The sequence below is a fragment of the Shewanella sp. 10N.286.52.C2 genome (genome assembly GCF_002874545.1).
Taxonomy (GTDB): Bacteria; Pseudomonadota; Gammaproteobacteria; order Enterobacterales; family Shewanellaceae; genus Shewanella.
The window spans coordinates 78,168-96,751 of sequence record NZ_MCTV01000068.1 but is presented as its reverse complement, the minus strand read 5'-3'; the positions used below and the strand labels follow the sequence as shown (position 1 = coordinate 96,751).

General features: G+C 42.4%; 14 protein-coding genes. 8 read left to right on the top strand and 6 right to left on the bottom strand.

Annotated elements, in window-relative coordinates:
* The first annotated feature begins 280 nt into the window (after positions 1-280).
* The 3 genes from BCU94_RS18230 to BCU94_RS18220 all read left to right on the top strand — a co-directional run bounded on the left by BCU94_RS18230 (position 281) and on the right by BCU94_RS18220 (position 4,790).
* Positions 281-1,954 carry an amidohydrolase family protein gene (locus BCU94_RS18230; protein WP_102477175.1) on the top strand — a complete coding sequence of 558 codons (1,674 nt, stop codon included), beginning with the start codon at positions 281-283 and terminating at the stop codon, positions 1,952-1,954.
* A 77-nt stretch (positions 1,955-2,031) separates the two neighbouring features.
* The gene (locus BCU94_RS18225; protein ID WP_102436176.1) at positions 2,032-3,015 is read left to right on the top strand and encodes a GTP-binding protein; all 984 of its coding nucleotides are present in this window, start codon (positions 2,032-2,034) and stop codon (positions 3,013-3,015) included.
* Between the two features lie 116 nt (positions 3,016-3,131).
* Entirely contained in the window at positions 3,132-4,790 is a 1,659-nt protein-coding gene (locus BCU94_RS18220) for an amidohydrolase family protein (protein WP_102477174.1), read from the top strand.
* 88 nt (positions 4,791-4,878) lie between these two features.
* Here BCU94_RS18220 and BCU94_RS18215 read toward each other — a convergent pair whose 3' ends face one another.
* Positions 4,879-6,057: a threonine/serine exporter family protein gene (locus BCU94_RS18215; RefSeq protein WP_102477173.1), complete on the bottom strand. Its 1,179-nt coding sequence runs from the start codon at positions 6,055-6,057 to the stop codon at positions 4,879-4,881.
* Positions 6,058-6,524: 467 nt separating this feature from the next.
* Between BCU94_RS18215 and BCU94_RS18210 the strand changes: the two genes are divergently transcribed.
* On the top strand, positions 6,525-6,776 hold the full coding sequence (locus BCU94_RS18210) for a YfhL family 4Fe-4S dicluster ferredoxin (protein ID WP_055023738.1): 252 nt from the start codon (positions 6,525-6,527) through the stop codon (positions 6,774-6,776).
* 102 nt (positions 6,777-6,878) lie between these two features.
* Here the strand turns inward: BCU94_RS18210 and BCU94_RS18205 are convergent, their stop codons facing one another.
* The gene (locus tag BCU94_RS18205; protein ID WP_102477172.1) at positions 6,879-7,400 is read right to left on the bottom strand and encodes an SCP2 sterol-binding domain-containing protein; all 522 of its coding nucleotides are present in this window, start codon (positions 7,398-7,400) and stop codon (positions 6,879-6,881) included.
* A 136-nt stretch (positions 7,401-7,536) separates the two neighbouring features.
* Between BCU94_RS18205 and BCU94_RS18200 the strand changes: the two genes are divergently transcribed.
* Both BCU94_RS18200 and BCU94_RS18195 read left to right on the top strand, forming a co-directional pair.
* On the top strand, positions 7,537-8,538 hold the full coding sequence (locus tag BCU94_RS18200) for a peptidase U32 family protein (RefSeq protein WP_102477171.1): 1,002 nt from the start codon (positions 7,537-7,539) through the stop codon (positions 8,536-8,538).
* A gap of 8 nt (positions 8,539-8,546) precedes the next feature.
* Complete coding sequence (locus tag BCU94_RS18195) at positions 8,547-9,443, top strand: U32 family peptidase (protein ID WP_102477223.1); 897 nt, start codon at positions 8,547-8,549, stop codon at positions 9,441-9,443.
* 158 nt (positions 9,444-9,601) lie between these two features.
* On the opposite strand, the gene BCU94_RS18190 is transcribed toward BCU94_RS18195, so the two are convergent.
* Positions 9,602-10,363, bottom strand: coding sequence for a hypothetical protein (locus BCU94_RS18190; protein WP_102477170.1), 762 nt, complete (start codon positions 10,361-10,363; stop codon positions 9,602-9,604).
* 467 nt (positions 10,364-10,830) lie between these two features.
* Between BCU94_RS18190 and BCU94_RS18185 the strand changes: the two genes are divergently transcribed.
* Positions 10,831-12,108: a YjiH family protein gene (locus tag BCU94_RS18185; RefSeq protein WP_102477222.1), complete on the top strand. Its 1,278-nt coding sequence runs from the start codon at positions 10,831-10,833 to the stop codon at positions 12,106-12,108.
* Positions 12,109-12,203: 95 nt separating this feature from the next.
* Here BCU94_RS18185 and radA read toward each other — a convergent pair whose 3' ends face one another.
* A complete protein-coding gene (radA, locus tag BCU94_RS18180) occupies positions 12,204-13,577 on the bottom strand; it encodes a DNA repair protein RadA (protein WP_102477169.1) in 1,374 nt (457 codons plus the stop codon).
* Positions 13,578-13,803: 226 nt separating this feature from the next.
* Between radA and BCU94_RS18175 the strand changes: the two genes are divergently transcribed.
* The gene (locus BCU94_RS18175) at positions 13,804-16,185 is read left to right on the top strand and encodes a PilZ domain-containing protein (RefSeq protein WP_102477168.1); all 2,382 of its coding nucleotides are present in this window, start codon (positions 13,804-13,806) and stop codon (positions 16,183-16,185) included.
* Positions 16,186-16,369: 184 nt separating this feature from the next.
* On the opposite strand, the gene BCU94_RS18170 is transcribed toward BCU94_RS18175, so the two are convergent.
* Both BCU94_RS18170 and serB read right to left on the bottom strand, forming a co-directional pair.
* Positions 16,370-17,266, bottom strand: a complete 897-nt coding sequence (locus BCU94_RS18170; protein ID WP_102436190.1) for an alpha/beta fold hydrolase — start codon at positions 17,264-17,266, stop codon at positions 16,370-16,372.
* A 331-nt stretch (positions 17,267-17,597) separates the two neighbouring features.
* A complete protein-coding gene (gene serB / locus BCU94_RS18165; RefSeq protein WP_102477167.1) occupies positions 17,598-18,584 on the bottom strand; it encodes a phosphoserine phosphatase SerB in 987 nt (328 codons plus the stop codon).

Genomic DNA, 18,584 nt, shown 5'->3' with positions numbered 1-18,584 from the left:
CAGTAATAAGTTTTACAGCGGCAAAATTTTATCATTGACGCAACATCAGCAACAAACTCAAAGCGATACGAGCAACCGAAGCTAACAAAGCCGTAACCCTAAGCCCTGAGATATTTATTATTCGCACCCAAAGACACGCATGCGCAACAAAAGTATCAAAGTGTGCTTTACATTATCCAAATTTAGAGCAAAGCTGTTTAAAGTAGCTTTTATGGTGCTTGCCGTTTCACATGTTGCCAGTTTTTACTATTTTTATTGCATGAATAAATGAGGATAAAAAATGAAAGACGATACCAACCTAAATGATTTAACCACTAACAATGTCGACCAGTCAAAGCGTACTACGCTAACTAAGCTTGCAGCGGGTGCTGTTGGTACTGCAGCGCTTCCATTTGCCTCAGTTTTGCAAGCCGCATCAGACAAACTCACTGAGCAGCAAATTAAGCTAATGGCCAATGAAAAGGGCCCATTTGATATTGTTATTGAAAATGGCCGGGTCATTGACCCTGAAACTAAATTAGATGCCATTCGTAACGTCGGCCTTAAAGGCAATCGTATTGCCGCCATTTCAACAGATAAATTACAAGGCAAAAAAGTCATTGATGCCACAGGCTTAGTGGTTGCGCCGGGCTTTATTGATATGCACGCGCATGGTCAACAGCTTCCGGCTGCACGAGCACAAGCATTTGATGGTGTAACCACCGCTCTTGAAATGGAGTCGGGGTTGCTACCTATTGCTAAATTCTATGATGACACAGCCAAAGAGGGCCGCCCTATTAACTACGGCGCCTCTGTTGCATGGACTTATGCTCGTATCACGGCAAAAGAGCCCACAATGCCACCAGCAGACGGTACGATTGTTTGGTTTCAACAAGCATTTTCTAAAAATAACTGGCAAAACACCCTTGCGACAAAAGATGAGCTTAAATCCATTTTAAACTATGTTGAGCAAGGCCTTAAAGAGGGAGGTTTGGGCATTGGTATTAACGCTGGCTATGCACCAGGTTATGGCCATAAAGAGTACTACGAATTAGCAAAGCTAGCTAAACGCTATGAAATGCCTACTTATACGCATGTGCGTTACTTAAATAGCGCAGAGCCTAAATCAAGCTTTGAAGCCTACCAAGAACTGATCAGTTTATCGGCAACCACCGGTGCACACATGCATGTTTGTCACCTTAACAGTACCTCAGTGCAAGATATCGAAGATTGTGCTGATTTAGTTCAAGATGCGGTTGATGCAGGCTTATCGGTGACAACAGAAGCTTATCCTTACGGTGCTGGTTCATCAGTGATCGGCGCAGAAGTTTTCCGCGGTGATGACTGGCTAGAGCGCTGGGGAGTGCCAAGTGCAAGCTACATGGAAGCAAATGGTAAAGCCTTAACACAAGAAAAAGTCACTGAGCTTCAAGCAAATGCGCCAGGTACAGTGGTAGTAATGCACTTTTTAAAACCTGATGAAAGTAAATCCGATCGCCATAAAATGGACCGCTCAGTATTATTTCCAGGCGCAGCCATTGCATCCGATGCAATGCCATGGATGAATCCTAAGGGGCAATTAATCGAAGGTAATGTATGGCCATTACCAAGTGATGCTATTGCTCATCCAAGATCGCTTGCTTGTTTTACTCGCTTTATCAGTAAATACCTCAATGAATACAAAGCAGTTACACTACTCGAAGCGATGGAGCGTACGAGCTTAAATGCGTGTCGAATATTAGAAAACAGTGTTCCTCAAATGAAAAACAAAGGCCGTATTCAAGTGGGTAAAGATGCTGATTTAGTCTTATTTAAACTTGACGAAATCAAAGTGCTAGCGACCTTTGATGCGCCTAATGCACTCTCAGAAGGGATGCATCATGTGATCGTAAATGGTACACCTATTATCGAAAATGGTGAATTGCATTTAGATGTAAATCCTGGCTTAGCAGTTCGTAATCCAGTGGTTGCATAACCATTATGCCTAAAATCATAAAGCTCGGGTAATACCGAGCTTTTTCGTTAAAAAGTAAATCATATAGAGAAACGTCAATGAATAAAAAACCTATTCCAGTGACCATTTTAGCGGGTTTTTTAGGTGCCGGGAAAACCACCCTGTTAAACCATATCCTAACCAATGCCGATGGCATGCGTATGGCCGTTATCGTAAATGACTTTGGTTCAATTAATGTCGATGCAGAGCTAGTAAAATCCCAAAGCGACAATATGATTAGCCTCGAAAATGGCTGTGTGTGTTGCAATCTTGCCGAAGGTTTAGTGGTCTCAGTGATGCGCATACTGGCACTTGAAGAGCGCCCTGATCATATTATTGTTGAAACCTCAGGTATTGCCGAACCTAAAGAAGTGGCATTGCAATTTGAAGATCCTGAACTACAAGCACACGCGCCATTGAACGCGATTATCACCACTATCGATGCTGAGAATATTTTAAGTTTAGAAGGTTCAATGGCCAGCTTGTCAGAGCAACAAATACAAGTCGCCGATATCGTGTTAGTTAATAAAGTTGATTTAGTGGCAACTGAGCAGCTGGAAAAAGTTAAAGCATGGTGCCAAACCCAAGCCCCTTTTGCCAAACTGGTTGAAATGGAGTTTGGAAACGTCGCACTACCGATTTTATTTGATGTACCTGAGCGGTTAGTAAAACTTAGCCATGAGCATACTTGTCAGCACCAAGGTGCAGACCATGACCACAGCCAATGCAACCATCATGACCATGTAAACCACAGCTTTGATACTTTTAGCTTCGAAACCGACAAGCCGCTGTCTTTACAAAGCCTCTATCCGCTATTACAGCAGTTTTCAGTCGATGCCTACCGCATGAAAGGTATTTTAAATTTATCTGATCGACCTGATCATCGCTGTATATTTCAATGTACTGGCCAACGCGCCAATGTCACTGTTGGCGAGCCGTGGGAACACGATGAAGCAAGAGCAACCCGTTTAGTCTTTATTGCCCCCAAAGGTGGCATGGACGAAAAAATAATGCGTGAAAAGTTAGCTAGCTTAGTGGTTTAAATATAAAACGACTATGCAGTAAACGGCCCACTAAAGCTGTTAATGACAAGCTGTAAATGCTTGGCTGATAATTAATAGCATGATAATCAAGGATACTGGCGAGAAAGGAGTAAATGATGTCCGAGTTAAATCAAGATGACAAATTAACCGCTGAAGTTGATCAAACCAAGCGCGATACCATGAAAAAACTGGCTATTGGCGCCGCTGCAATAACACTTTCATCGACTGCCACAGCAGAAACTAACAAGGGTCCACAAAAGCCACAGTTAATGCCAAATCAAACAGGCCCGTTTGATGTAGTGATTACTAATGGCCGTGTCATTGATGCCGAAACGGGTTTAGATGCCGTACGCAATGTAGGCATTAAAGACGACAAAATTGCCGCTATATCGACAGAAAAGCTCACAGGTAAAAAAGTCATTGATGCCAGCGGGCTTGTGGTTGCCCCTGGCTTTATCGACCTTCACGCCCATGGACAACAATTACCCGCAGCCAGAGCTCAAGCCTTCGATGGTGTCACCACCGCCCTTGAGTTGGAATCAGGCCTATTACCCATTGGTAAGTATTATGATGACACCGCTAAAGAAGGTCGCCCAATTAACTACGGCGCCTCAGTAGCTTGGACCTATGCCCGCATTATGGCAATTGAAAGTGAAATTTCGCCCGCAGATGGCACCATTACTTGGTTTCAGAATGCCTTTAGTTTAAAAAATTGGCAAAATGATCTCGCCACCGACGCACAGCTAAATACGATATTGTCTGATGTTGAACAAGGCTTAAAAGAAGGTGGTTTAGGGATTGGTATTAATGGCGGTTATGCTCCCGCCTATGGCCATAAAGAGTATTACGGCTTAGCTAAACTGGCCAAAAGTTTTGATGTACCGACCTTCACCCATGTACGTTATGCCAACGGCATGGAGCCCAGATCAAGCTTTGAAGCCTATCAAGAGTTAATCAGTTTAGCCGCCACCACTGGGGCACATATGCATATTTGTCACCTCAACAGTACCTCGGTGCGAGACATTGATGATTGCGCCGACCTAGTGCAAGAAGCTGTTGATTCTGGTTTGCCGATTACCACTGAAGCTTACCCCTATGGCGCAGGCTCAACACCTGTGGGCGCGGCCTTATTTGCTGGCCCAGAATGGATTGACCGCTTTGGCGTTCCCGATGCAAGTTACATGGAAGCCAATGGCGTACCTATGACCCAAACCAAAATCGATGAACTACGAAAAACCAACCCTGGTGAAGTGATCGTTATTCACTTCTTAAAGCCTGACGACAGTAAAGAAGACTTACGCATGATGAAGCGTTCGGTGTTGTTTCCTAACGCCGCTATTGCCTCTGATGCCATGCCGTGGATGGACAGCAAAGGTAAATTGATTGAAGGTGATGTATGGCCATTGCCTAACGATGCTTTTGCTCACCCCCGCTCGGTAGGGTGTTTTGCCCGCTTTGTAAATAAATACGTGGTTGAGTATAAAGAAGTCAATTTAGTCGAGGCAATGAAGCGCACCAGCCTCAATGCGTGTCATATCATCGAAGATGCTGTGCCGCAAATGCGTAACAAAGGCCGTATGCAAGTGGGTAAAGATGCTGACATAGTGGTATTTGATCTCAATAGCTTTAAAGATATGGCCTCATTTACTGAGCCCAATAAGCTTTCAGTGGGTATGCAGCATGTACTAGTCAATGGCCAATCGATTATTGATAAGGGACAATTGCTTATGGATGCTAAGCCTGGCAGAGCCATACGTCGCGATGTGACAGTCTAATCGATAAACAACCTCGATAAAACATGACAACGAAAAAGCGCCATTAGGCGCTTTTTTCATGTGTTTAGTTTTTCTCAATTAATATCGATTAGTTGCGTTTATGGTTAAACAAAAAGCGGTCATTGAAAATAGAATAAACCATGATCTGCCCTGCCATAATCGAACAAAACATCAATAATGCTGACATACCAATACTGGGGATAGGCAATATTGCAGTGGCAAAGAATGACTCACTGGCACCAACGATGATCCGGCTTCCTGGCACTAAAATGATCACGCCTTGGATAATATACACTAACGCAGGCACTTTACGTACTTTACCGGCTAACAGCCCATAAAGAGTGATAATCATGGTGCTAATCCAAGTGCCGATAACCCAATCAGAGGTAAACCAATGTGGCCCCCACATGCCAACTGCAGCAGCGGGCAGGCCAATAATAATGTCTTGCCAACTGGCATTAAAAATCAGTCCAATCGCAACCGATATGCCAATTAACGCCAGAATATGCAAACCTAAAGGGATTTCATTAATAAATGGCGCAGCTGCTACATGGCCGACAAGCAAGCTTGATAAGCCTAAGCCCATCACCACGCCAATGAATATTTTTATTACCACCAAACTACTTTGGGCCAATAACTCTATGCCTGAGCGAAAGTCATTTAAGGCAAGACTAGCTAAACCATTGGTGACAGTGAGTCCTGGAATAAACAGTACAATGGATGAGATGCATAAAGCTAACACCGGTAACTCAGGAAATTGAGCGGCTAATATCCCCACCACAAAACTGGCAATAAACGCCACAATGAACTCAACCAGCATTGCTCGCTGCCCGGTGCACATTAGTTGAGCTAACCAGGCGATTAACCCTAAAAAAACCGAAATCATTGCCGCAAGATACGTGCTCCCCACCAGCATCAAATAGCAAGGCGGCAGTAATAGGTTGGCAATGCCTAAAGTAAAATTCGAGTAACTCGGCACCCCTTGATAGTTTTCTTTTGAGTGTATTGCCTTTAGGGTTGCCACCAAATTGCGTAAATTGACTGACGGTGGATTTTTAGTTTGCATCACCATTTTTTGAGTGGGTTGCTCGAAAATGGTCACAATTTTAGTTGGGGTAACATCAATGGCGATATCTATCTGGTGATGAGCCGCATAAGACTGAGTATATTTCGCCACTGAGTATGGTGCGCACCCTGATTGATGTAATCGATCTGAAAATGATAAAACATCATCATACTGTTGCTGGGTTGGGCTTTTATCTTCCATTTTTTATTCTCGATAAGTCAGCAAAAAGTGGTTCTGAGGGCTTAGTTAAATCATAGTAGCTAAATGATAATTGCTACATAATAGTAGCGAACTCATTCACTTCATAATCTGGAATAGAGGGTCAAACCCTTCAAAAATGAATCCTTTCATTGAATTAGCAGTGGTCGCGATAATCTCCACTGCAAAACATGCGCTAGCCGGTGAATTTCTCGCTTAACCCTAGGCGGGCTATCTCTGTGTGATATAATCATCGATTGAAAGATTTATAGCGTGTTAAAACGCATTAGATCAGCGCAGTCATTCAACGCTTATTAAGTCTTTGTCTTCATTCAGGTCATTATTCATGGTTAAGTGCATGAAAATCCGCTGTATGAATCATTGAACGTCGGGACAGGGTAATTTTTACCATTATATGGAATATACATAAGCAATTGTTACAGATGAATTTTATAAGGTATATGAACTAGATGGCATTACTAATCGACGATAGCTGCATTAACTGCGACATGTGTGAGCCTGAGTGCCCTAATGAGGCCATCACCATGGGTGAAGAGATCTATGAAATTGATCCTGCGCTATGTACCGAATGCGTAGGCCACTATGCTAAACCGACCTGTGTTTCGGTTTGCCCTATTGATTGCATTGATCCTGATCCCAGCCACGCAGAAACCCCAGCTGAGCTGCAATATAAATATGAAGTCATTACAGGTAAGGTTTAACCCTTAAACTACATGACAAAAAAGGCGCTAATTAGCGCCTTTTTTGATGTTTATATTCATCCCATGTCTAACGCTCTTCATCTGAGTCATTATGACTGAATATTACGCCGTTGCGGCTGCCTGCTCATTAGCATAGCCTTGTAACGTTTGTAGCGTAATAGCTAACTTTTCAATGCTAAGCTTTACCGCTGCTGGTAACGTATCAAGCTCAATACCGAGCAATAAGTTTTTCACTTCAAGGCCGAGTTCGGTATCGCCTTCAATACGCAGCTTACGTTGAAAAAATAACGTGTCAGGATCTTCTTTGGCCGCAGCAACCAGTAATAACTCAGGCACATTGGCAGTAAAAGTTACATCGGCTTGCGTCAAAGGACGTAATAATAACTGTTGATCGTAACTAATTTCAAAGTTGAGCGCGATGTCTTGCACACAAATAGCAACCCACTTACCTTGCAGAAAATCTAACTCACCAAATTTAATTTGTTCACTTAACGAAAGTGACAACATCTTAGCCAGAATATCCAACTTTACCTTTTCAGGGACAACAGCAAGAGACTGGGTGGCGACTTTAGGGGCGATATTAAGCAAATTTTTAGCAACCTTTCCTGAAAAACCGAAAGACATTCATACTCCTACACTGACAAGATTCCAATTTAAGCTAGTTTACTCACATTTTATCAATTGAAACCTGTTTCAAATCAAATCATGTGATGTCATTCAACTTTACACTCACTTTCAATCGAAATTTGAGAGAGAGAATATGGAACTCTTGTGCCCTGCAGGAAATTTAGCCTCATTAAAAGCCGCTTTTAGAGCGGGCGCTGACGCCGTTTATCTAGGTTTAAAGGATGATACTAATGCCCGTTCATTTGCAGGTTTAAACTTCACCCCAGAACAACTAAAACAAGCCACCAAGCTTGCCCATGCCCAAGGCAGAAAAGTATTTTTAACCTTAAATACTTATCCAAAACCTGGAGAGGAAAGCCGCTGGTATCAGGCAATAGATTTAGCCGCCCAGCTGCAAATGGATGCACTTATTACCGCTGATATATCCCTGCTTCATTATGCCAGCAACCGTTATCCACATTTGCCATTGCACCTTTCAGTGCAAGCTTCGGCCACCAATCAAGCCGCACTCGATTTCTATCAGCAAAATTTTAATATTGAACGCGCGGTATTACCTAGAGTGTTATCAATGAAGCAAGTGCGTGACCTAGCCAAATGCAGCTCGGTAGAGTTAGAAGTATTTGCCTTTGGTAGCTTGTGTATTATGGCTGAAGGACGTTGTCATTTATCGTCTTATGTCACTGGCCAATCACCTAATACAGGCGGGTCTTGCTCGCCAGCAAAAGATGTGAGATGGCAAGAGCAAGGCAACCAATGCCTAACTAGGCTAAATGACGTGCTGATTGATACCACAGGTATTGACCAACAACTTGGCTACCCCGTGGTCTGTAAAGGCCGCTACATTGCCGAAGCGGATACCAAAGCCGATTACCTGTTAGAGTCGCCCACCAGCTTAAATACCTTAAGCCTATTACCTCAACTTGCCCAAGCTGGGATCAAATCGCTAAAAATAGAAGGCCGTCAACGCAGCCCTGCATATGTAGAGCAAGTAACGCGGGTTTGGCGTGAAGCGATTGATAGCTATCAAAACAATCCTAGCGCCTTTAAAGAGCAAGCCAGATGGAATCATACCTTAGCCAAGGTATCTGAAGGACAAGTCACCACATTAGGAGCATACGAGCGGCAATGGCAGTAAATAACAATATGAAAATCTCACTGGGCGCCATTAGCTATTGCTGGGACAAAGACACCACGGAACAATTTTATCATCGGGCAGCGCAAAGCCAAGTTGATACTATTTATTTAGGTGAAACCGTCTGCAGCAGACGTCGATTAATGAAATTTAAAGATTACTTCGACATTGCCACTATGCTCAAGCAGTCTGGCAAAAATGTGGTGCTTTCAACCATGGCATTAATCGAGGCACAATCTGAGCTTGGCGAACTTAAAAAGTATATCGATAATGGCGAGTTTATTATTGAAGCCAATGATATGGCAGGCGTGCAATTGGCCTCTGAGGCCAAACTGCCGTTCATTTGTGGCCCAACCATTAATAACTACAATAGAGCCAGCTTAGATATTTTGCATAAAATGGGTATGCAACGCTTTGCTATGCCATTTGAATTATCAAAGTCATGGCTTAAAACCGTGATTGGTGAGGGCGAAAACACGCCGCAATTTGAAGTGGAAGTCATGGGCCATGGTTATATGCCACTGGCACATTCGGCGCGCTGCTTTACTGCCAAACACTTTAATTTGAGTAAAGACAATTGTGAGACCATTTGTCAGCAACACCCAAAGGGGATTTTGGTGCAAACTCAAGAGCATCAGGATTTACTGAGATTAAATGGCATCCAAACTCAATCTGCTTCATTTGTTGATTTAACCGCTGAAATGATGCAAATGCAGCAAATGGGAGTGAACTACTTTAGAGTATCACCTAGCCAATTAGCCTGTATTGAGCTTGCAGATGAACTCACAAAGCGCTTAGCAAACAGTGATGAGACTCAAGATGATATGGCGATGAAAACTCGCGAGTTTGCTAACACAAAATCCTGTAATGGCTATTGGTTCGGCGGCGCTGGTTTACAAAAAATCTAGTTAACACCTTAGTAATCGGGGCTAATGCAAGGCAGTGAATAACGCTGTAAGCTTTAGCCTCTTTGCTTACAAGTCTTTTTACTTACAAGGCTCTTATAACAAGTCTCCTACTGACAAGGCTCTTACTTACAAGGCTCTTACTTACAATTGCCCAAGAGTCATATCTTTGGCTTAGGCTTATCTGCTTTACTTTGCCCCTGGGGCAGAAAATAGCAGCGGCAAATGCTCAAAACCCACAGCCATGTAGTTATGATGCTTAGCCAAAATAAGATGGATAACCACCAAGTTTGTGGCTTAGGAGACTGCGACACAATGGCTTGAAATAGTAGTCCTTCAGAGAGCGGGTTCTCACCTAAACTCCCACCCCAATATGGCCAAGTTAAAATCGCGCCGTGGATCACCGCAATCAAACCAGCAAACACCAATGGCAGCATATATTGGGCTTGGCGCATAATGATCCCGTTAACCAGTCCCAGTAGCGCACTGATTAAGCCAAAGTAAATAAAAATAGACACGGCTTGAATATGTAAATGGTAAACATTAAGGGGAAACAGCCCTGTGGCAGCTAGGGCAAGAAAAGTCACGATAAGAGCCAGCCCAAATAACCGACCAGTAATGGTACGGTTTATTTGTAGGCCAAATAAAGCACTCATCGTCAGGCTTAAGCTACCAAAAAATAGCCCGCCATTAATCAATAAGGCAGAAGAAGAGCGGTTGTAAGTCCCCAGTTCACTGATTGAAAATTGCAGTAAACTATACTTATCACCATGCTGCATATGCTCAATAAACACAGATAAACCTATGCCGATAAAAAGCCCTATCAAGCCTAATAAACCAAACAGGTAAGCTAATCGAGCAATTTTTTCCGTTTTACTTATTATCACAGCGTATCTTGTTCCTTGTAAATTAGGCTCTATCATACTTAATCGCCTTTGATAAAAACGCTATCGACATCTAATGTTTAGTATTCAGTCAATTAACCACGTCAATATAGAGGGCACGACCCAAACAACCTTACAACGATCCACTCACCCATTGTAATAACAAAACATCACAGTAACAACAACTGCATAACACCATGATTACAAACAAAATAATCCGTGCAATTCGGTTGGGAAACGATACAATATAGATAAGCATAAAAAGCCCATAACTATTCGTTTTAGTGAATAGTTTTACTTAGAATAGATAAGCAGGTAACCTTGCCTCGCTTAGATATCCTATGAATGGACATACAGCATTTCCCATAAGACGGTTTGATTAACTCAACCATGATTATTTAGTTAATTGGTAAGGCATAGACAAAGTGACTCAAGAAAAACCAAAATATAATCTCAAAACGATACTTACCTTTATCATTCCGTCACTTATCGGATTGTTATTGTTTATGACACCTATTAGCTACGACGGCTCAATCACCATTCCGATTGCTATCGTATCAAAATTTGTACAAAACCAATTCGCCGATATATTACCTTTAATCGTAACCTGTATCGTAGTCTTTATGGCAATCGTGTCGGTGCTTACTAAACTAATAAACCCAAAGTTAGTTCGTAAGAGCCCGTTTTTGCATTCGCTGCTGAATGTTTCACCATTTTGGTTATTAGTACGCGTCTTAGGGGCAATATTCATTGTATTAACCTACTTAGAGATCGGTTCAGAAGTGATTTACTCAGCTGATACCGGAGCCTTGGTACTCAATGACCTATTACCAGTACTACTGTCAGTGTTCATTTTTGCAGGCATGCTGCTGCCGTTACTGCTTAACTTCGGTCTATTAGAATTTTTCGGTACCATGCTGACCAAATTAATGCGTCCAATCTTCAACCTTCCAGGAAGAAGTGCCATTGACTGTATGGCATCATGGTTAGGTGATGGCAGTGTTGGTATTTTAATGACCAACAAGCAGTATGAAACCCGTCTTTATACCGAGCGTGAGGCGGCCGTAATTGGTACTACCTTCTCAGCAGTATCTATTACTTTTAGTTTAGTGGTTATTTCTCAAGTCAAACTTGAGCATTTATTTGTGCCATTTTACTTAACCGTTTGTCTCGCTGGTTTTGTTGCCGCTATCATAGTGCCTAAATTACCACCGCTATCATGGAAAAAAGATTTATATATCGACAACACCCCACGTCACCCAGATGATGAAATGATCCCACAAGGTCATGGCGTAATGTCTTGGGGCTTTGAGCAAGCGATGAATAAAGCTTCGCGCGCTGGTGGGGTTAAACAGCTATTAACTGAAGGCGTTAAGAACGTGGTTGATATGGTGTTTGGTATTATTCCTGTGGTTATGGCCATTGGTACCATCGCATTGGTATTAGCTGAAAATACGCCGATTTTTAATTATCTAGGTATGCCATTTATTCCACTGCTCGAATTACTGCAAATACCAGAAGCCGATGTTGCATCGACAACGATTGTGGTTGGCTTTGCTGATATGTTCTTGCCTTCAATTTTAGCCAGCTCAATTGAGTCAGACTTAACTCGCTTTGTGATTGCAGCCCTATCAGTAACCCAATTAATTTATATGAGTGAAGTCGGCGCATTACTTATTGGCAGTAAAATCCCAGTTAACTTCTTCGAGTTGTTTGTGATTTTCATTTTGCGTACCTTAGTGACATTACCGGTTATCGCCCTTTGCGGACACTTACTGATTTAGTCGCTTGATTCGAGTCATAAAGTAAATACAAAAAAGGAGCCACTGGCTCCTTTTTTAATACTTAACAAGTTTTGTTAATCCATTTATTAATCAATTTAGTTAATCAGTTCTAATAACTCATGAATGGTTTTAATCGGATGGATTTTAGCGCCTAGCCCTTCCATTGATTTATGGTAGTTACGATGGGGAATATACACCTCGGTAAAACCATGTTGCACCGCTTCTTTTACTCTCGGCACACCACTATCAATCGGTCTTACATCACCATTTAAACTAAGCTCCCCCATAATGCAGGTGGTTCTAGGCACCACAAAGTCATTTAAACTGCTGAGTAATGCCGTCACCAAGGCTAAATCAATACAGGTTTCTGATTCATCAATCTTCAAACCACCCACCAAATTAAAATAAGTATCATGATAAATCTTGGTGCGAGTATGCTTGCGTAATATCCCCGTGAGCATTTTAATCCGGTTCATGTTTAACCCCACACAAACTCGCTGCGGAAACTCGCCTTCAGTCTCAGTGGTTAGACATTGAATTTCTAGCAATAAGTTACGGTTGCCTTTACGGATACAGGTAATGGCCGCGCCAGGTGATTCAGTGGTGGAGCCAGAGAGAAATATCTCACTGGGATTATCAACACTTATCATACCGCGCTCGGTCATCTTAAAAATGCCCACGGTATCCACATCACCAAAACGGTTTTTATTGGCTCTTAGAGTTCTAATTTGGCCGTCATTGCATTCAATATGGGTCAGACAATCGACAATGTGAATAAGCGTTTGCGGGCCGGCAGTTTCATTGTTTTTATTAACGTGCGCCACTAAAAACATGGTGACATTATTTTGCTTACAATACTGGGTTAATGCCTGCGCGCAGCTTTTGACTTGTGAAGGCGAGCCAGGGCTGCCATTGGCGCTTTCAGACACCACCGCTTGGATTGAGTCGATAACAGCAAACTTTACCTGTTTAGCGTCCAGCTCAGCAATAATCGCCTCAACGCTGGTTTCAGCCATTAAATATAGGTTCTCTTCGTTATAACTGAGCTTTAAGCGGTTAACACGATTTTTGAACTGCGATAGTGACTCTTCAGCAGTACAATATAATGAAGGCATAACTTGCGACATGCGGGCAATTAAATCTGACAGTAAAGTAGTTTTACCTGCACCAGGATCGCCTGAAATAATATTCACTGAGCCTGTGGTTAAGCCACCGCATAAGACCCTATCAAGTTCACCAATGCCGGTAAGCATTTTTTGGGCTTCAAACTCTTCCACTTCATGAAGTTTTTTTGAGCCGCCGCCGACAGAGCCTGCATAACCAGCTACCGAATTGGTCGACGATTTAACCGCAGAAATGCGCACTTCTGATATGGTATTCCACTCTTGGCAGGCATTGCACTGTCCTTGCCAGCGAGGAAAATCTTGTCCGCACTCATTACACACATACGCTGTTTTATTTTTTGCCATAGATCACTTTTGTCAGATTGCTGCTTATGGGATTTAAGCACTTATTAATTTATTAAATTTACACAGCTCAATTGTTAAGCTAATGGCGCCAAAATCGCATTATTACCTTAGCTTTAACAGACACCTAGACTAATTTTGTATAAAGTAAGCCTGATGCTAGCCGATAAGATTACCAGTCGAGCCTGCAATTATCACCTTTATCTGAGCCCTCAATAGAAAAGAAGCCATGAGTTTAGAAGAGCACAGTCAGCTTATAGAGCAATTAAAGCCACTTTTAATGGAACCTGATTTTAAGGATGCCTTTGAAATGTTTACGGCTGACGAATCAAACTCGACTCGATTTTTATTGAAAATGGAATTAAATCGCATTGCGGTGATTTGTACTCGGATCATTGATTTACGTGATAAAAGCGATCTTGAATGTGAAGAGGTTCAGGTTGGAAAACTACGTCATTTTCTCGATGAGCCAGCAAAGCTTTCCTTGCTAGAGGCACTGCAGCTGTATCGCAATAAGTATATCGTTGGCGTTTATGAGCATGTACTCAACCAGCACAAATTACGCAAAGAAAAAGCCCGCCAAAACAATCAGCAACCCGTAGCACAAACCTCCCAGTTAATTGTGCCTGGGGTGGTTTTAGGCAGCTATTTTAATCGTAGCGAAGAGCGAATGAATTACAGTATTCGTATTTCAGCCTCACAAACAGGTGGCCCCGAAGTTAATGGCGCCAGCTTAGATTTATCTGTCGGTGGCGCGAGAGTTCGCTTACCTGCTGACATTCGCTTTGATCAAGATAAGCCGCTGCGTATTAAATTACTTGAATTAAACGAAGAGTATTTTTTTGACGATCTCCAAAAAGGCATCGACTATAAAATCGTCGATATACAACACAAAGATGATAGTGCCATATTGCGCCTATGCCGTATTGGAGAAAGTAACGAGCTCGATAACTTATTAACCCAGCTGATCCGCAGTTACCGCTTTCGCTATAAAGTGGATGTCAACGATGTGATTGTCAATGCAACCGGGCTTGGGTTTGAACGCCATTATTTACCACTATTAGCTCACCTCCCCATTTATATCAGTTTAAATGACGGTAAACCGACCATTAGCCATTTGCTATTAAGTCAAGGCAACCAAGCTTCATTACAATATTTTCAAGATGAGCAAGAGATTAATCAGCTACCCGGTTTACTGACCAATAATCGCTTAGTCAATCTCATTAAGCACCCACAAGACAGTGACCATAGTTTATTTTTTTGCTTCACCTACCAAGCAAACGACACAATCCAATACTTTTCAGCCTCGCTTTATGAGTTAAAGCAACATGATGCCTTAGGGTTATTCCTTGGCTTTGGCGCAAGCAAAACTAGTTGGCGAGTGTTCAAAGTAAGCCAACAAAGCATTGACCATAAACTGAATTATAAAACCTCGACGCTACCAGGGGATGAAACCCACTACTCAGCGCTAGTAGAGCAACAACTGGCAGGCTTTAGCTACGTGCTGCAGTTAATCGATTTAACCAATGAGCAGGTTCAATCCGATTATCAAACCTGGTTTAACCCAAGTGATAACGTCAATAAGCTTAAAAAGTTTAACCAAACTAAGCTCAAACAAAACAGCATAAAACGTCTATCAATGCCCTTTAGCGAGCGACGACGAGAAGCGCGCTATGCCTTTAAAACCTTGGTAGATATTGAGCACAACAACCATAAAACCCGTGGGATAAGCCATGATATATCCACCCGTGGGCTGCAGCTTGCTTTAGAAGATAATCTTAACCTCAAAAAGCCTACAGATGTGTTACTTAGTTTCCCTAAACTGCAGCAAATTGCAGGCAAGACATCACTGTCAAACTTGCCATATCGATTGATCCGCAGCCGTAATCATGACCAAACCCTGCATTTGTCGGCCAACATTGGTCACGAACCCCATGCTGGAGTTGAGTTTATCAATAAACTCATTAATCATAATCGGGATAAACTTGAGCAATTATCAGATAGTGAAGGCGAGTTAAAAGAGCTAGCCGATGGCATGAAAAACTTACTCCTAAGACAGCTGGCTAATGTGCCCTTTTTTGTAGAAAAAACGCAAAAATCGGCGCAACTATCATGCTTAGGGATCGGCGTTAAAACTGATGCTATTAGCCATCTATTTGCCGCTGGCTCCACTAAACCATTAAATTATAATTTGACGCCATTATTTAATGAAAGCCAGTTTAAGCAGCTAATTATTAATCCAGTTCGAGCAATGAAGCCCATTGATGGCCTGAAATATATAGAGATATTCCTGCAGGTGTCTCGTCAAGGTAGAGGAGCAATTAACATTCAATCTCAGTTAGTCAACGACTTCGCTAGCCGAGATGCTCAAATTGCCTTTGTGCGCCACGCTAAAACTGTTGGCCGCTTTGTGGCATTACGAGTTTATTATGGCGCAACTGAAAAGCCAGACATGAGCTATATTCGCCGCGAAATGGAATATATTGCCACCCATGCTTCCCACAGAGCAAAACAGCTTGAAGCCCTGTTATGGCGGGTTTTAGGAGCCGGAGAACTGTTAGAGATTAGTGCTGAAGTTGAAATGAGATATCCAGAGTTACACCAAGTCTAAATACCCCAAATCTGAATGACTCAAAACCTGAGTTGCTCAAAACTTGAAGGCTCCTAGCCTAAGTGCGCTAATGCTAAACCAAATTGATACACTAATCTCGACAGCGCTAATAGAGTATATATTGCAATCACTTGGTTTGTATTACTTCAGCTAGCGCTTATCGCTGCAGTTTATTTTTAAGTTGCTACTTAGCCAAACTGTCATACCAGCTTTTCACTAACGGGAAATGATCATCTACTGCGGATTTGTCGGTTAACATGCCTGCATGGGTGTAGTCCCGCTTAAAGCCGCGATGTTTAGCCAGTAAAGTATACTCAGCTGCCACCATCTGACACTCACCCATCATATCTTGCACATCTGAAGGGTTACCTAACACGCGGTCCTTTTTAGCGGCTAAAAACCAACAAGGCGGCCAAGTCACCTGCCTAGCTGCAGCGGCATAATCAAAGTTATCATGGCAATCTACCCAATCACCTTTTACCCAATCTATGGTTTGCCTTAATGATTGCCGGCTTTCATTGTCCATACCCATTCGATATTTATCTGCCGCTAAATAGCCATCCACTTTTGACAAAAATGGCGCCAACCGATTCCAAAATAAATCCACCATCATGGTTTTACGCAGAGATTTAATTTTGATGGTTCTTTTACTACCAAAGGTGACAAATGAAGCCACTTGAGTACGCACCTTAGCTAAGCGAACATAACAGCTCGCCATTAACACCCCGCCCCATGAGTGCGCGCACCAATGCACTTTACTTGCTGATGAATGCGATAAAATAAACTCATTGGCAAGGGGCAGCTGCTCTAAAATCACTTCGGTTTGACCTAAGGAATAGGCCGCGCTGATTTTAGGCTCACTTAAGCCTCTGCCTGCCGTATCGAGTATATACACATCAAAACCTTGCCTAGCAAGATAGCAACCTAAGCCTTTGCCCGAGGCACTGTAAAATACCCGTCCATTTGACATTGCGCCATGTAACATCAAAATTGGCATGCCTTTAGCCAAGCTAGGGTTTGCTTTGATATGCCGAATATGAAGGCGACCATTTCGATAGGGAATAAAATGTGACTGCTGCATGGGAATGAATATGACTATTTTGAGTGTATGAACTTAATACGGTAATCAGTGTAAATGTTAATTACAAGTTAATTAGAGTAATGAGCCTAATCAAGATAAAAAATGGCTCACTTAAAGTGAACCATTTAAAAGTGCTCTCAGCCAATATCTAAACAGCTAAGAGTCGATGCCATTGATGCTTGCAGCTCTTTACCCTTGCAGTGTTTTTAGGCTTGCAAGTAATACACAAAGTAATAAACAAAGCAGCGTAAATCCAAGTTATTGATACTGGTATCGGCAGCTTTTAGTTACTTAGGTTAAACCGTCATTTAACATTATGCTTGCAGTGTTTTTAGGCTTGCAAGTAATACACTAAGCAGCGTAAATCCAAGTTATTGATACTCGCATCGGCTGCAGCAAGCAGTTTCGGCTTAGCATGGAAGGCAATACCAAAATCAGCAGCATTAACCATAGGAATATCGTTGGCGCCATCGCCAATGGCCAGCCGTTGCCCTGCAGCAATTTGCCAAGTGGCACTGCACTTATCAATCACATTGGCTTTATATTGGGCATCAACCACATCACCTGTTACTTCACCGGTTAACTTACCCGCTTCAATGACCAGCTCATTGGCGTAAGCGGCATCTAAATCCAGTAAATCTTTTAAATAGCCCACAAATGGGGTGAATCCGCCCGAGGCTAACACTAACTTCCACTCGTTAGACTTTAGCTCTGCCACTAGGCTTTTAAGTCCTGGCATCAAAGGAAGTTGCTCACATAAAGTGCTGATAATACTCTCATTGGCGCCTGCAAGCTTACTGACTCTTAAGCGTAAACTCTCTTCAAAGTCTAATTCCCCTTGCATGGCCCTTTCGGTGACTTCTGATACCGCCTCACCCACGCCAGCCATCACAGCTAATTCATCAATACATTCTATTTGAATCGCGGTGGAGTCCATATCCATCACTAATAGACCCGGTTTAAATAAGCTCGCTAGCGGCGCGGTTATATTGAGAAGTTCTGCTTTTACCTGCAGCGGAAATTGACTCATCAGTGTCCCTAAAGCTGAGGTTGAGGCAAGTTCAAAACCTTGTAAATCGTTATGTCTCATCAAAGGCGTAATCGCGCAGTCTTGGGTTAACTTTGCCAGCCAGTCATTAATGGCCCCAAAAGATTGCGCTTCAAATACCACTCTAAAACGATAAGGGTACTTAACCTGAACATTGTTAAGATACTCGTCTTCAAAATAACGAGTTAAAGTGACATGATTATGGCTATACGTCGCATCAAATGTTGAGAATAACCACGTTAATGGCTGAATATTTACCTGAGTTTCCAT